The organism is Neisseria flavescens (assembly GCF_001618065.1).
In the GTDB taxonomy this organism is placed as follows: Bacteria; Pseudomonadota; Gammaproteobacteria; order Burkholderiales; family Neisseriaceae; genus Neisseria; species Neisseria flavescens_A.
In genome coordinates this window covers 1-13,005 of record NZ_LAEI01000038.1, presented here as the reverse complement: position 1 = coordinate 13,005, position 13,005 = coordinate 1, and the positions used below count along the sequence as shown (strand labels likewise).

Here is a 13,005-nt window from a genome sequence, read left to right as displayed (position 1 = left end):
TTAATCAGGTATCCAAGGGAGATTAAGGGGATATTTGAGTAGAATCGGTGGATATTTGAAACGAAAACAGCCGAAATCCTGTTTTGGGCTTCGGCTGTTGAGGAAAGGGCTATTTTGCAAAGGTCTCTGGCTGCAAGTTGGCCGGTCAGTTGCAGAGTCTGCCCGCCTTGAGCTGCGCGTTGGCTTTGTTTCCATCTGTTACCACCGAAACTTTCGCTTTCGAAGTTTTCTTCGGTTAATGAAGTCATTTCGGTCGCGATGGCTTTCATCATTTTGCGCGGATGGCTTACGTTTTGTAGAAGCTGGCTCAAGCCGCGATCTAGTGATGAAGTATCAAGATTAATTTCAAGCATATCTAACCTTTGATTAATTTTAATACCCATGCCAAATCGACAGCAGATAATGAGGATTTGAATTTGCTGTTGGTCATCATGGTTTTTAAGGCTACGCGTGCAATATCGGGATGAACGGATTGTGCTTTTTGGACGGCTACGGAAGCCATTCGCGAGAGCATGGCTTTTCCTTGGTTGGCATTGAAGCCTGCGCTTGGGGCAACAAACTTTCCGTCAATCCGCAAGCCGGTGCGTTGGGCGTAGCGGGCTTCTCCGGTGTATTCGTTGCTACCGATGTCGACGGTTTGAGTCTCAAGTGTCGGACTGGGTAAGGCACGGCTTTCTCCTGCGGCGCGTGATAATGGACGCACGCGGCAGCGGCAGCGGAAATCCAACGGCGGATACATGGTGTCCCAAACCGGGTCGGCTGCTGCATAGACACGGCCGTGCATTCTACGGTGGCTGTCACGGGTGCGGCTGTCGTTTATTGCGACGTATTGCCAATACGGGTGGGTGTCGACAGAATCCATCATTTCAGCGTAGCGTCCGGCCATGTAGGCTGACTGCATATTGGTCAGGTAGATGGTTTCCAGGCGGTGCAGTTTGGGCTTCGCCGGTGTCCGGATTGGTTGTTGGGGTGCGTCCCCACCAACCTTTGCTTTGCAATACCGGTGTAAGTGTTTTCTGAAACTGCTCCAGTGTTTGGCCGGTCTCTGCAGCTTTGACGACTGCGTGATAAATGTCGTTGGCCACGTCCATACCTGCGGTTTTGGCCACGGTAAAGGCGGTGGCGTGGGCATCGTCCAGCATGTCCTGCCAGTCCCACGAAACAGCCACGCCTTTTTGCTTCAGGTATTCGACTGCCGCTTCGGGCTTCATGCCGAAAATGGCTTTGATGTCTTCGGGATTCATGCCAACTCTCCACGCGCTTCAATACGACCGACCAAATCCGACAAAAAAATCACTCGTGCCAGCTCTTCTTGCAAGATGCTGTCGTCCATATTGGGGAAGGCTTCGGCCAATCGGTCAAGAATATTGTCTTGCGTTTCTCCTTTTTTGATTTCGGCCACCAGTGCGACCGTCAGTGCTTTGCCTTGCTCATTCAGACGGCCTGCATCGGGGGTAAGTGTGTCGATAATTAAACCGGCATCATTTTCGTCTCGGCTTTCTGCGAAATCGACCGGCCGATTTTTGCTGCTCAGAAACTCACTGCGTTCGTTTTCAGACGGCATGGTCAGGATTTCAGCCGTTTCGATGATGTCGCCATCCTCTAAGCCATAAGTACGTTTCCAATATTGCGGAGTGAATTTCACACCCGCGCCGGACAGCATACTGTCGCGCTCGGCACGCTCTTTCGTGCCTGCCTCCTCGTTTTCAAACAGCTCGAATTTCGAACAAGCCACATCGCCGAAATTCAGTTCCACCACCCATTCAATCAATTCGTTAAACGCTGCTTCAACAATACGGCGGTCGCCGTCACGGATATCGTCGGCAATTTCCAAGCCCGCGCTGGCACTGGCATGGTTGGTTTCTTTGTCGGTGGTTTGGTCTTGGCCAAGTAAGGCAATGTTGATGCCGGACTTACACTCTTTCAGCAGCTTGTCGAATGCATCTACTGATGATGACTTTCCGCTGGCTTCGTGGATTTCGACGCTGGAATCATTCGGAATCGTGCCGACCGAATTGCTTATTAAGGCTTCTAATGCGTCGAGCAGCTTTTCAGTGTCGCTATGGGTATTGGAGCGTGGCTCTTTGCCAATGAGCCAAGGTGCGCCGTATTTTTCGGTGAAACTTACCCAAAATTTCATGCCGCCGCGTTTGAAAGTTACCAGCCAAAACACCAAACCCAAATCACCTAGGCCATAAGGGTTAAGATAGTCGTCCTCATGGCGCGGACACAGAAATTTATAAGGCGGTAGCGGCTCTTGGCTCAAGCCGTTTTCGGTAAAAACCAACTCACGCTCATCATTGAATCCGAACCATTCCTGCGGCTTGGCCACAATTTCAGACGGCAGCCATTGACTGCCTTTTTGCCAGATAATTTCGATAGGCTGATAGCCGAAAAATGAGGCATTCATGATGTCTTTGCAGATCTTATAAACATCGACATCAGCGGCCAGCCAATTTTCGACAAAATCCAATACACGATCTTCGACCTCATCGCCGCTGAGTTTCCAATCCAGCCGTGCCACAGCGGCTTTGCGGCGGCGCACGAAGCTGCCGACCAGCTCGTCGCGCAACAATTCGCGGTAAACATGGATTTGCTTGCCCATCTTGCGCAGAATCGGGTCAGGATTAGGCAACCAACCGCCGAAACCGCCTAAAAATTGGCGTGAGACGGCGATATGGCCGGTCAGGTCATCGGGTTTGAAGGTGATGTTGCCATGATTGGTTTTGAGTTTGAAATGCGGTTTTTTCATGGGATTCTCTTTTCAGACGGCCTAAAAGCCATGCGTTGTTCTGCTAATTCGACGCACGCGGCGGCTGGCCACGCGTACCGGTCCGGCATTGAGTTCGCGGCTGGCGTAATGGGCAAGGACAAAGGCAATCGCTGCGTCGCCGTGGCGTTTTTTACCGTCTTGACCTTTGGTTCGGGTGTCCGGAATACGAGGCACGCCTTTGACTAATTCGAACGCACGTAAATCGGTGAGGATGTCTTCATCTCGCGGCAGGCCGTCGAGTGTGCCGTCTTCGAGGGCGGCTTTGAACGGAGCGGTATGGGTGCGGTACCAGTTTTCCGACAGCATCACGGCTTCCACCACTTCTGCGCCGAACGCATCGCGCATGGCTTCGGCCAAAGATTGACCGTTGCCTCGCGCATCCAAGGCCGCGCCGCGCAGATTGGGTAGCTTGGCCAACAGGTGCTGCATAATTTGCTCCTGCTGGGCAAACGGCATATTGCCCAGCTCCAAAACAAACGGCGGTTTTAAAATCAGGTCTTTGCTTTGTAAGAGCGGCACAATCACGGTGCGGTCGCCCGAGCGGGCAAAGTCTTCGCCTACAAAAGAAACACAGGTTTTGTCCAAACCGTCGAGCAGCGGCTGCAGGGTATCGGCTATCCAGTCCGCCACTTCGGCAGCACGGCGCGGTTCGGGCAGCAGGCCGAAGTCGTCGGTCTGGTCGTAGCGGATAACCGGCGTGTATGGGGTCATACGGCTTTCGATTAAGGCACGGTTCAGCCATTTGCCGCCGCCGTTTTTCGGGATACAGTCCAACTCTTCGCTGGCATCTTCACCGTAGAAATCGCGGATTTCCTTACACCACGAGGCTTCGCCTTGGGGTGTCCAATCCTTGCCCAAACGCAGACAGATGCGGCGGTACAAGCCTTGTTCGACCGCTTCGTCAAAGGTAATGCGGTGGACGGAATAAGGTTTTTTCCCTGCACGTACATCGTTAATCAACTCGTTGAACGGGTTGTCTACGCCGTCATGCGTAGAGATGATATGCACCTGGCCGCCCCACATCAGCAAGGCCATTGCCGCTTTAAGCAACTCGCCAAGCTGCTCGTGGAACGCCGCCTCATCAATAATCACGCGGCCTTGTTTACCGCGTAGGTTGGAAGGCCGGCTAGATAAGGCTGTAATGCGGTAGCCCGAGGCAAAACGGATGACAAACGCCAGCACCGACTGGCGGTCGTCGCCTTCGACAAACACTTCCTCGGTTTCTTCGATTTCGCCTGCCGCCAGCTGATAATGCTTCGCCCAGCCTGCACAGTCGCGGATAAACTCCAAGGCCATGTCTTTGTTATAGCCGATGTACCAACTGTCCATGCCGTTTGCCGAGGCGGCCAGCAGCGCGGTGTCGGCAGCCTCGCCCCAGCTCAAACCGATACGGCGCGATTTTTCGCACAGCTTGACCGGCGAAGTATCGGCGCACCAGCGCTGCTGATAAGGCAGCAGCGCCATCGGGGTGCGGTCTTCGATTTTATTTTCAGGCGACATCATCGATACCTAGAATTTGCTTTCTAATCATTCGGCATGTTGATTGGGAAATTTTGATATTCCTACTCAAAGGATGGCGTCTGCCACGACTGGGAGGAAGTTTGTTTTTAAGTCTGATACAGGTAATCATGACGCAATCCCCAAGATCTGTTTACGGATGGCTTCGGCCGCTTCGTCGGACAAACCACCTTTTCTAGCCTGTTTGGCTACATCATCGGCAGCAGCGGCCACTTTGGCTTTGACCTTGGCCTGATACTCTTTCAGGCGTGTGCTGGCTGATGTTAGAGTCGCGATATTTTTGGCCGCTTTCGCAACCATGCTAAACCTGTCTACAGCCGATAAGTCTTCCATTTCACCAATTTCCAACATGGCTTCAAATAATTCGGACTGCACCATTGCAACCAATGCTTCGCTACGGGTATCGCCTTCATCGGCTGCGCCTTCGGCAATCAGTCGCGCGGCTTCGGTGCTGGATTTGATGGCGGCGAAACGACGTTGCACTTTTTGGCCGTAGCGGTGGGCGGCTGAGCGGCTGATTTCATAGCCTTGGTCTTGCAGCCATTCAGCAATGGCTTGGTAGTCTGAAAAACCGTTTTCTACCAGCTTCCGTTCAAATTCATGTCGGACGGCTTCGGGGAGTTTTTCAATGCTGCTGCGTTGCGCCATGCCTAGCTCCATACTTTCTCAGGCCGTGCAATACCGGCACGGCACTCCACCGTATATTCGGCAATATCGACACCTAAACTGGTCAAGTCGGCAAACCACAGGCCGTGCGGGGCTTTATTGAGGTCTACCATTTTGCGGTCAGCCAGATAATCAAGTTGTTGGCGTAGCTCCAATGCGGTGGTTTGCGGATAAATCGCGTTCATGATATCCAACAAGAAGGTTTCGCTTGTCGTGTGCGGTCGGGCTTTATTAAGGGTGTTGATAATGTTCCAACGCATACCCTCGCGCCGTTGTTTGGCGATCAGTTCCTGGCTAATCATTTTTTTACGCTTTCCATTTTGTAGATTTCAGTGAGTTTTTCTGCGACGTTGTCGAGTTTGGCTTCGAGGACGACTTGATTACGGATGTAGTCTTCACGCAGGACGTATGTGAGCGGCAGGCCGGCATTGAATTCCGCCAGTTTGTTTTCCATGATTTCGACTTTACCCTGTAGGCGTTCCTGCTGTTTTTGGCGTTCGTCCTGCTGCTCGCGGAATTGAGTCAGCAGCATTTTGCCGAAGGTGAAACAGATGCCGAGGAATGAGAGTAAAAAGCCGACAAGTTGCCAAAACTCGATGTGAATAAAGGTTTTTTCCATTTTTATGGCCATCCGTGTTCAAAATATTCTTGGCAGACAACGCAGCGCGTACAGCCTTTGACTGCCTGTTGTCTTGCTTTTGGTATCGGCGCACCGCAATCTTCACAATGACTGAGGCTGGCGGTGGTTTCAGACGGCGGTTGATGCTTTGCCAGTGATGCTGCGAGAAAGATGGCTTCGCGTTCGGATGCGCGGTCGGCAAAATCAGTCATTTTTCAGACGGCCTTTCTTGTACCATGTCTGCCAGCCAGAAATTTGTTTTTCCAGTTTTTGGCAGTATTCGCCATAGCGGACGGCGTGGTTTAAAAGTTGTTCGGGAGAGCCGCCACTCAGACGCTCGGGGCGTTCGTGAACGAGCAGCAGCTCGGAAGAGACGGGGGGGATTTCCGCTACGGTAACGGTTTTAATCGTGGCCGAGGGCACGGTTGTAGAGTTGCACGCTGTTAGTGCCAAGGCCGTTAAAACGGTTGCCGTCTTTTTGTACAGTTTCATCAATCTGCTTCTCCAATTGAGCCGCTTGGCGGCCGATTTGTTGATAGGCGGTTGCCAAATCGCGGCTTTGTGCTTGTGCGAAATCAAACCAACGCTGTTTTTCTTCATTAGCCGCTTTGAGCTTTTCGGTATAGAGCTGCTCGGCGACCAAGGCTGAAGCCTGATAAGTAGCAATGACTTTGGCTTTTTCAGCTTCCGCCTTCTTTGCTGAGGACTTATAGCCGCAGAAATAAATCGTTGGTACTGCACCTGCTATCAGCAAAATCAGAATCAGGGTCTGCCAAATAGGGTTAAGCGTTTTCCACATCGTCTTTTCCTTTATGGATTTCAGCGACCTGCGGAATCGCCGCGATGCCGCGTTTGATTAATGCATACCCGCCGACCAATGCGCCATAAGCCCACCAGAGCCATTCCGGCGCATCCGCTGTTTGCGAGAACTTATAGGTCATAGAGGCGGCTGCCACGTTTGCCCATAGTTTGGTATGGCTGATTTTCCCTGTGGCCGGATTAGATACCAAGCCGCCCAACCATTTGAAAAAGGCGGTTATTTGCGACGCTTTTTTTTGGCCGCGCGTTTCGCGGCGGCTACCCCGCTCTTGCGGTGGGCTTGCATCCAGCACCCCTGAGTCGGCATGGCGTAGCGAATGCCCAGGTCGCTGTGGCTGAAATCGGGCAGCATGGCTGCGGTCATTAGGGCGATGAGTGACTTTTTTGACATGGTTTGTCTCCCTTTAATCGGTGTTATCTGCAGACGCATGAATCAGGTTTTGTGCCACGCGACGAATCCAGCCTTTGCCAAAAGATCCGAACGTACCCAGCTTGGTATAAAAGACTAGACGCTCGGCGTTAAAACGGAGCAGGAGATCATTTTCAGGAAGTGAATTGATGGCTTTGAGGCTGACTGCTCCGATAACGCCGTCGTCCGGCACGCCTGCGGCGCGTTGCAGCATACGGGCAGCATTACCATGGCCGTGGTTGATGCAGGCATCGAAGAATTGGAACGCAACCGCTTCCGGCATTTGATCGGCGTGATAGCGTTCCCAAAATGCTTGACGGTAAATGCCGATCGCTTGTTCGCGTGTCATGGCGCGCATGGAGCCGTTGTAGCCGTTTGCCTGTGCGGTACGCTTGGTAATGCCCCAGTTGGTTTCACCGCCGGGGTCTTTGGGATGATTGACGTAGCCGCCCTCGTGGGAGAGGACGCGCTCAATGAATTGATTGAATTTGGTGGACATGAAAAAATCCCTGTATTGAGGTTGAAATCAATACAGGGATTTTAGAAAAGGCCGTCTGAATGGGCTTTTAGTGCGGGTTAAAAACAAATGACTATTTAGCTTTGATGCAAAGTTCCACCATCGGATTACATTTGCTGCTTTTCATGTGTTCTTCGTCAATATCCTCCATTTGCTCAATTTGCATAGGTGTATCAGATTTAGCAATCATAGCAACACTTTTCTTTTTACGATTCACAGTAATTGCATAATCAATACCATTTTGATTATAAATGGAAAAACCAGTATTTGTTGCGGCCTTGATGTTATCCATGAATCGGGTTTGGTTAATGCTTGTATCAAGGGCGGTTGCCGCATAATACATTCCCAACATACAGGCAGTAATTCGCTTAGTGCTCGTTTGTGTATTGCATGTCATTCCCACTGTTTCAAAAGCATCAGCTGCCGATACCAGCTTGGCAGTTAGTGTTACCCCATTGCCAAGATTTTGTATTTGGTTGATTTTGCCTGTTGTGATGGAAATTCTTGGGAATAGTCCGGGAATATCACTTTTCATGCCATTAAACCGGTCAGAGAAAGTCTGTGGGTGTGGTCCGATCATTCCACCGGTTTTAATCACGCCTTTTGCATTTACTGATGCTGATAAAGCGAGCATCAACATGGCTAAAAATGTCGTGGTTTTCATCGTATGTACTCCCCCAGTTTATTTTTTACCTTTTTTAGGACATTTCTTGCCATTGCCTCCCGGGTTGCAGTCGCAAGCACGGCCGTCTCCATCTCTATCCAATTGCTTCCAGCCTGGCTTTTTCGCTTGGAAATACTTCTGTGCGGCCTGATGGGTTGGGAAATCCTTGCAGCTTTTGGCTGTAGCCACAGATGGTGCCAGCAACAGCAAAGCCGGTAACAAAGCGGTTAAATAAGACTTTTTCATGTGCTCTCCTTGTTGGTTTAGCTCAGATCTTTTGAGATTTGAACCACCTGTCCAATCACCTGAATATCGGGGTGGTCTGCCAAGGTCAGTGACATCGGCGGGTAGGTGTCGTTATCGGAAATCAGCAGCAGGCTGCCGTCAAGCTGCTTTTGAATACGCTTTACCCACAGCGTGTCGCCGGAGCGAATCACATAAATTTGGCCATCGCGCGGGTTGTTTTTACTGGTGTCGACCAGCAGCGTGTCTTTGCTGTTGATGGTGGGCTCCATGCTGTCGCCTCGTGCCACCACGCAGTTGAGGTCTTTGGCAAACAGGCCGCGTGATTTGAGCCAGTCTTTTCTAAAGGCCAAGTGCATGGCCGGGTCGGTCACGCCATAGGCAGCCGCGCCGTTGCCTGCGGATACTTCCACATCAAACATTGGAACGTAGTCGTAGTCGAGTGATTCAGAATAATTCCTGATGTCAGCCGGCTCAATTCTGGAATTATTCTTACCTGTAATCAGCCAACGCGCATCAACATCAAAAGTTGTCAGGATTTTTTCTACTATATCAAATGGGGGACGTTGCTTCCCACTCAAAACATCATTTATTCGGGACACTTTTTCGCCGATAGCATCCGCAAATTCTGCAATAGTGAGGTCTTTTTCACTCAATAACTCACGAATATTTCTTGTAAAAATCAAACTCATAGAATTAATTCTGAAAATATCCTAGAAATAATCTTGCTTAATAGAAATATTCCAGTTATTATTTATCCAACATTTAAGCAAGATTGTTTAAATCTTTAAATATTTAACATTCTATCACGAGATGAAATAGGAGATATTCCGTGAATGCAGAAAAAGTAAAAGAAGGTTTCCGTAAGCGTGGGGAGACCATTAAATCTTGGTGCGACGAACGCGGCTACGACCCGACGTATGTGTCGCGGATTTTGAACGGCACGATTAAAGCCAATCGCGGCAAAGCGCATGAAATTGCGGTAGAGCTGGGCATCAAGCAGCAATCGGGCGATGTGAAACGGAGTGCGTGATGAGTGCCAAAGGCGTACGACTTTTAAAAGTCTTTAAGGCATTGGAAGCCCATCCGATTATAGGTATCAGCAACAAGGAAATTTCAGACGGCCTCGGTATTTCGCCGGTACATGTCAGCCGGGACTTGGAAGACTTGATTGCGGAGGGGTTGGTGGTCAAGCTGGATAACGGCAATTTTGCGTACAGCATTAAAACCTTGCAAATCGCGGAACGTTTCAGACAGCAACAAGAACGTTTGACTGCACGTTTGCAGGAAATTGAACAACGAGTTTATTAAATGCGACGACGTCGTCGCATTTGCAGGAGATAAAAATGGAAGTATTAGGACACGCGGTTGGCGCAACGGCAAACGAACTGGCAATACACAGCATGGCGGTTATGGATCGTTTTTCAAATGGCGAGGCTTACAACGAGGCTGTTTGGATTGAACGGGGACGTTTTGCGGTACGCCAAACAATGGAAGGTATGTTTGAGCTGGGTCGCGCACTCATCATCATCAAAGAGCATACGCCGCATGGCCGTTTTGCTGAGATTGCTGAGAAAGAGTTTGGCTTAGGTCGCCGTGAATCGCAACGCTTAATGAATGCCACGTTGCGCTTTATTGACCCAAAAATGAAACAGGCGCAGCCACAGCTGATGAAACTTGGAAAGTCCAAACTGCTGGAGCTGCTGGTGGAAGATGACGACACCTTGCTGGAGTTTGCCGAAGGCGGCGAAATCAACGGCAATACGCTTGATGATGTCGACCGCATGACTGTTAAGGAGCTGCGCGTGGCCTTGCGCGAGAGCCGCGAAACGGCTGAAGCGAAAGACAAAGTCATTGCCGACAAGAACAAGAAGGTTGACGAGCTGGCCGAAAAGCTGGCTAAGAAGCAAACCGGTGTAAGAGAGCCGAAAAAGAACAGCCAGTTATGTTGACCTGCCAAACTAGTAGTGCTGCTGGTTATAAGAAGACTGCACCTACACGACACCAATTCACTACGCCTCTTTTGCAGTTAAAAGCCTCGGCTGAGCATCCTCGTATTTTTCTTGTTTGTCCGAAATACCAGTTTAGCTACAAAGATTATGCGCACATTTTGGCAAATGATACTAAATGGCTCGGTGAATATTACGCCAAAGTGAAGAAAATTGTAATTGATGAGGGGCGTGATTGGCTTGGGTTACGTCCGAAGGCTTTAAGAAAGATTGATGCATGCACCGTCGAAATCGAATTTGAAGTACCGGTCGCTCCATTGGTTTTCGATGAGTCTTTGGTTAGTAATCCTGGTAACTACGGCTTCTCGCTTTATAACGCAGGAGAAGTAGCCATTTCATCGGTTGAACTCTTGCCCGACCAAAATAAAGTACGCATTGTAGCCACGGATGAACTACCACCGACTGCCACAATTACCTATGCTTTTGACAATGGTATTGGCGGTAAAAGTGGCAAAACTGAAGGTGCCCGTGGAAATTTACGGGATTCTGACCCAGCGATGTCGTTGGATGGGAAATTTAATTTATATAACTGGGCTTTCACTTTTGAACTGCCCATCAACCAGGAGTAAGTCATGGGACAATTGGTTCGTTTAAATACAGTCTTCGGTAATAAGAAATTGCCAGTAATTATTGACCGCGATATTTCGGCACTGGAGTCAGAGATTCTGTCTTTGCCTAATTTACGTGGATTTTGGGATATGAGTGACACTGCGTCACGTACTGTGAGTGGCGGTAAAATCACTAAGATTCTGGATAAATCGGCCGCCGCCAACCATCTTGTCGCAGACCATTCTTCAGCACCCGTCGTAGATGGCAGTGTTTTAGGTGGGTTGTCATCTGCTTATTTTGATGGCTCGGTAGGTATGGTATCTGAGGGTAATGTTTTTAATGCGGCTTGGGATAAGGTTACTTTTGTTGTTTTTGCGGTAAAAAGCGAAATCACCAATCCGATCAACACTGTTTTGGTTGCCGGTAAAACTAATGCAACTGTAACGCTTTACGCTAATAACAGTAATATTGGGATCAACTCTGCAAATCTCTTTTTAAACGGTGGCGGCAATTTGCCAGGGAAGCCAATTTCTGTGATTGCTTCGACCAATTTAACGGAGAATCGCAGCACTATTCGTTCTGAGGAATCTGTTGTGCAGCAATCTAATCTGGCTCCACGAACACTTAAAACAGAACCAATTTATATTGGCAAATGGCCAGAGAGTGCAAACCCAGAAGTAGCTATTGGCTGGAAAGGCTATATCGGGCATGTAATGGTCTTTAACGGCTATATCGAAGACAGCCAATACATTAGTGACTTATTACTTGAATACGCCCGTCGTAAATACAATACATCGGCTTGGGAAAATCGATAAGGCTGTCAGCAATGGCTCCTAAAACACAAAACTTTACCCTCTATCGCGGCGACACGCACTTGTTTAAGGTGAGATTGTCGGTTGAGTGGCGTATATGTGGAAAATGAATCATGGGAGCGTTGTTTTCAACGGTACGACCGAGAGCATAGATTTTTCTACGCAGACCCACCGTATTGGCAAACTACAGGTTATGATCGTTCATTTGATTGGTCTCAGTATGAGCTGCTGGCCAAAATGATGCGCGAATGCAAGGGTAAAGTCATGCTCTCTATCAACGACCATCCAGATATCCGTGAATTGTTTAAAGGCTTCCGAATTACCGAACTGAATCTGGTATATTCTATTAGTCGAGATAAAACACAAAAAACAAGTGGAGAGCTAGTTATCTGCAATTGGTAAAAAGCGACGGTGTCGTCGCGTTATAGAAAAAATCCTGCCTAAGATCGGCAGGATTTGAAAATAGCTTTCACATTATGAAATAAAAGAGCATTTTATTTTTCTCAAAAAATCGTCTGATTTATCTCGGCGCGCTTCATTTACAACAGCTAAAACGTTTTTAGATTTGCTTAATTTTCCACAAGAAAATACAATCAGAATAATTGTTGGGAACGACCAACCCCGGCGATTATCCACTACTTCTAATCCTACATTAAGGACAAAACAATGAAAAAAGTTCTGGTAACACTGATTGCTCTTTCCCTGCCTACATTTGCATTGGCTGATGCAACCAAAGGTTTTTATGTTCAAGCTGATGCTGGTCATGCTACTGTAAAACTGGGTGGCGCATCAATTAAAGGCTTTAGCCCTCGTATTTCTGTAGGCTATGATTTCGGCGATTTCCGTGTTGCCGCCGACTATACGCATTATAAATCTGCAAAGATTAATGTACCTTCGGTATATGCTGAGGCTAAATATCACAGTGACGGTGTATCTGCTATTTATGATTTTGACCTGCAAGCCCCTGTAAAACCTTATGTAGGTGCTCGCCTGGGCCTTAACCACTCTACTCATAAATATCAAACAGCCGGACAAACAGCTGAACGTAAAGATACTAAAATTGGCGTAGGTGCAATGGCTGGTGTAAGTTACGATGTAACTCAAAATGTAGCATTGGATGCAGGCTATCGCTATAACCACTGGAGCAAGATCAATAACGTTAAGCTCCATACTCACGAAGTATCTGCCGGTGTACGCGTAACATTCTAATTCTTGTCATGAAGCAATCATTGCTTCAAATATCAAGTAACAAAAGGCCGTCTGAAACCTGTTTCTCAGGATTTCAGACGGCCTGAGACCTTTGCAAAATTCCCCAAAATCCCCTAAATTCCCACCAAGACATTTAGGGGATTTTCCATGACCACCTTCTTTCAACAAACCGCCCAAGCCATGATCGCCAAACACATC

The 13,005-nt window shown here is 48.8% G+C and carries 22 protein-coding genes and 2 pseudogenes; 7 read left to right on the top strand and 17 right to left on the bottom strand.

Annotated features, from left to right (window positions below):
- From TW89_RS12025 to TW89_RS04950, 16 genes and pseudogenes are all read right to left on the bottom strand, one after another.
- Nucleotides 1–353, bottom strand: a 353-nt coding sequence (locus TW89_RS12025) for a phage virion morphogenesis protein (RefSeq protein ID WP_283114568.1), incomplete at its 3' end; no start/stop codon positions are given.
- Nucleotides 354–355: 2 nt separating this feature from the next.
- Nucleotides 356–1,244, bottom strand: a pseudogene (locus TW89_RS05015) (phage head morphogenesis protein).
- Nucleotides 1,241–2,752, bottom strand: coding sequence for a DUF935 domain-containing protein (locus TW89_RS05010; RefSeq protein ID WP_128580738.1), 1,512 nt, complete (start codon nucleotides 2,750–2,752; stop codon nucleotides 1,241–1,243). The pseudogene TW89_RS05015 and the gene TW89_RS05010 overlap by 4 nt, the downstream one beginning before the upstream one ends.
- Before the next feature lie 21 nt (nucleotides 2,753–2,773).
- Complete coding sequence (locus tag TW89_RS05005) at nucleotides 2,774–4,276, bottom strand: terminase large subunit domain-containing protein (RefSeq protein ID WP_128580737.1); 1,503 nt, start codon at nucleotides 4,274–4,276, stop codon at nucleotides 2,774–2,776.
- A gap of 123 nt (nucleotides 4,277–4,399) precedes the next feature.
- On the bottom strand, nucleotides 4,400–4,939 hold the full coding sequence (locus TW89_RS05000; protein ID WP_128580739.1) for a DUF3486 family protein: 540 nt from the start codon (nucleotides 4,937–4,939) through the stop codon (nucleotides 4,400–4,402).
- A 2-nt stretch (nucleotides 4,940–4,941) separates the two neighbouring features.
- Nucleotides 4,942–5,259 carry a hypothetical protein gene (locus tag TW89_RS04995; RefSeq protein WP_049322364.1) on the bottom strand — a complete coding sequence of 106 codons (318 nt, stop codon included), beginning with the start codon at nucleotides 5,257–5,259 and terminating at the stop codon, nucleotides 4,942–4,944.
- Nucleotides 5,256–5,576: a hypothetical protein gene (locus TW89_RS04990; RefSeq protein ID WP_128580736.1), complete on the bottom strand. Its 321-nt coding sequence runs from the start codon at nucleotides 5,574–5,576 to the stop codon at nucleotides 5,256–5,258. Before TW89_RS04990 ends, TW89_RS04995 begins: the two co-directional genes overlap by 4 nt.
- A gap of 2 nt (nucleotides 5,577–5,578) precedes the next feature.
- Nucleotides 5,579–5,788 carry a TraR/DksA family transcriptional regulator gene (locus TW89_RS04985; protein WP_049332755.1) on the bottom strand — a complete coding sequence of 70 codons (210 nt, stop codon included), beginning with the start codon at nucleotides 5,786–5,788 and terminating at the stop codon, nucleotides 5,579–5,581.
- A complete protein-coding gene (locus tag TW89_RS04980) occupies nucleotides 5,781–5,999 on the bottom strand; it encodes a hypothetical protein (protein ID WP_049322366.1) in 219 nt (72 codons plus the stop codon). Before TW89_RS04980 ends, TW89_RS04985 begins: the two co-directional genes overlap by 8 nt.
- A complete protein-coding gene (locus TW89_RS04975) occupies nucleotides 5,980–6,375 on the bottom strand; it encodes a hypothetical protein (RefSeq protein WP_128580735.1) in 396 nt (131 codons plus the stop codon). The genes TW89_RS04980 and TW89_RS04975 overlap by 20 nt, the downstream gene beginning before the upstream one ends.
- Entirely contained in the window at nucleotides 6,359–6,688 is a 330-nt protein-coding gene (locus tag TW89_RS12210) for a hypothetical protein (RefSeq protein ID WP_128580734.1), read from the bottom strand. Before TW89_RS12210 ends, TW89_RS04975 begins: the two co-directional genes overlap by 17 nt.
- A complete protein-coding gene (locus tag TW89_RS11705; protein ID WP_164836699.1) occupies nucleotides 6,613–6,786 on the bottom strand; it encodes a hypothetical protein in 174 nt (57 codons plus the stop codon). The genes TW89_RS12210 and TW89_RS11705 overlap by 76 nt, the downstream gene beginning before the upstream one ends.
- 13 nt (nucleotides 6,787–6,799) lie before the next feature.
- Nucleotides 6,800–7,303, bottom strand: a complete 504-nt coding sequence (locus TW89_RS04965) for a glycoside hydrolase family 108 protein (RefSeq protein WP_128580733.1) — start codon at nucleotides 7,301–7,303, stop codon at nucleotides 6,800–6,802.
- A gap of 91 nt (nucleotides 7,304–7,394) precedes the next feature.
- Nucleotides 7,395–7,985 carry a hypothetical protein gene (locus TW89_RS04960; protein WP_128580732.1) on the bottom strand — a complete coding sequence of 197 codons (591 nt, stop codon included), beginning with the start codon at nucleotides 7,983–7,985 and terminating at the stop codon, nucleotides 7,395–7,397.
- Nucleotides 7,986–8,003: 18 nt separating this feature from the next.
- A complete protein-coding gene (locus TW89_RS04955; protein ID WP_128580731.1) occupies nucleotides 8,004–8,231 on the bottom strand; it encodes an excalibur calcium-binding domain-containing protein in 228 nt (75 codons plus the stop codon).
- A gap of 17 nt (nucleotides 8,232–8,248) precedes the next feature.
- Nucleotides 8,249–8,920 (bottom strand): LexA family transcriptional regulator, encoded by a 672-nt coding sequence (locus TW89_RS04950; RefSeq protein ID WP_128580730.1) that lies wholly within the window; start codon nucleotides 8,918–8,920, stop codon nucleotides 8,249–8,251.
- Between the two features lie 140 nt (nucleotides 8,921–9,060).
- On the opposite strand from TW89_RS04950, the gene TW89_RS04945 reads away from it, so the two are divergent.
- From TW89_RS04945 to TW89_RS04915, 7 genes and pseudogenes are all read left to right on the top strand, one after another.
- The gene (locus TW89_RS04945) at nucleotides 9,061–9,261 is read left to right on the top strand and encodes a DNA-binding protein (RefSeq protein WP_128580729.1); all 201 of its coding nucleotides are present in this window, start codon (nucleotides 9,061–9,063) and stop codon (nucleotides 9,259–9,261) included.
- A complete protein-coding gene (locus tag TW89_RS04940; protein WP_049322374.1) occupies nucleotides 9,261–9,539 on the top strand; it encodes a DNA-binding phage protein in 279 nt (92 codons plus the stop codon). Before TW89_RS04945 ends, TW89_RS04940 begins: the two co-directional genes overlap by 1 nt.
- 29 nt (nucleotides 9,540–9,568) lie before the next feature.
- Nucleotides 9,569–10,159 (top strand): annotated as a pseudogene (locus TW89_RS12015) (hypothetical protein); the annotation flags it as partial.
- A gap of 14 nt (nucleotides 10,160–10,173) precedes the next feature.
- Entirely contained in the window at nucleotides 10,174–10,806 is a 633-nt protein-coding gene (locus TW89_RS04930) for a hypothetical protein (RefSeq protein ID WP_128580728.1), read from the top strand.
- A 3-nt stretch (nucleotides 10,807–10,809) separates the two neighbouring features.
- Entirely contained in the window at nucleotides 10,810–11,601 is a 792-nt protein-coding gene (locus TW89_RS04925; RefSeq protein WP_128580727.1) for a hypothetical protein, read from the top strand.
- A gap of 96 nt (nucleotides 11,602–11,697) precedes the next feature.
- Nucleotides 11,698–12,000 (top strand): DNA adenine methylase, encoded by a 303-nt coding sequence (locus TW89_RS04920; protein ID WP_283114556.1) that lies wholly within the window; start codon nucleotides 11,698–11,700, stop codon nucleotides 11,998–12,000.
- 264 nt (nucleotides 12,001–12,264) lie between these two features.
- A complete protein-coding gene (locus TW89_RS04915; RefSeq protein WP_128580725.1) occupies nucleotides 12,265–12,807 on the top strand; it encodes an opacity family porin in 543 nt (180 codons plus the stop codon).
- A 6-nt stretch (nucleotides 12,808–12,813) separates the two neighbouring features.
- Here the strand turns inward: TW89_RS04915 and TW89_RS11830 are convergent.
- The coding region (locus tag TW89_RS11830) for a hypothetical protein (protein WP_225522183.1) at nucleotides 12,814–13,005 on the bottom strand (192 nt) is incomplete at its 5' end.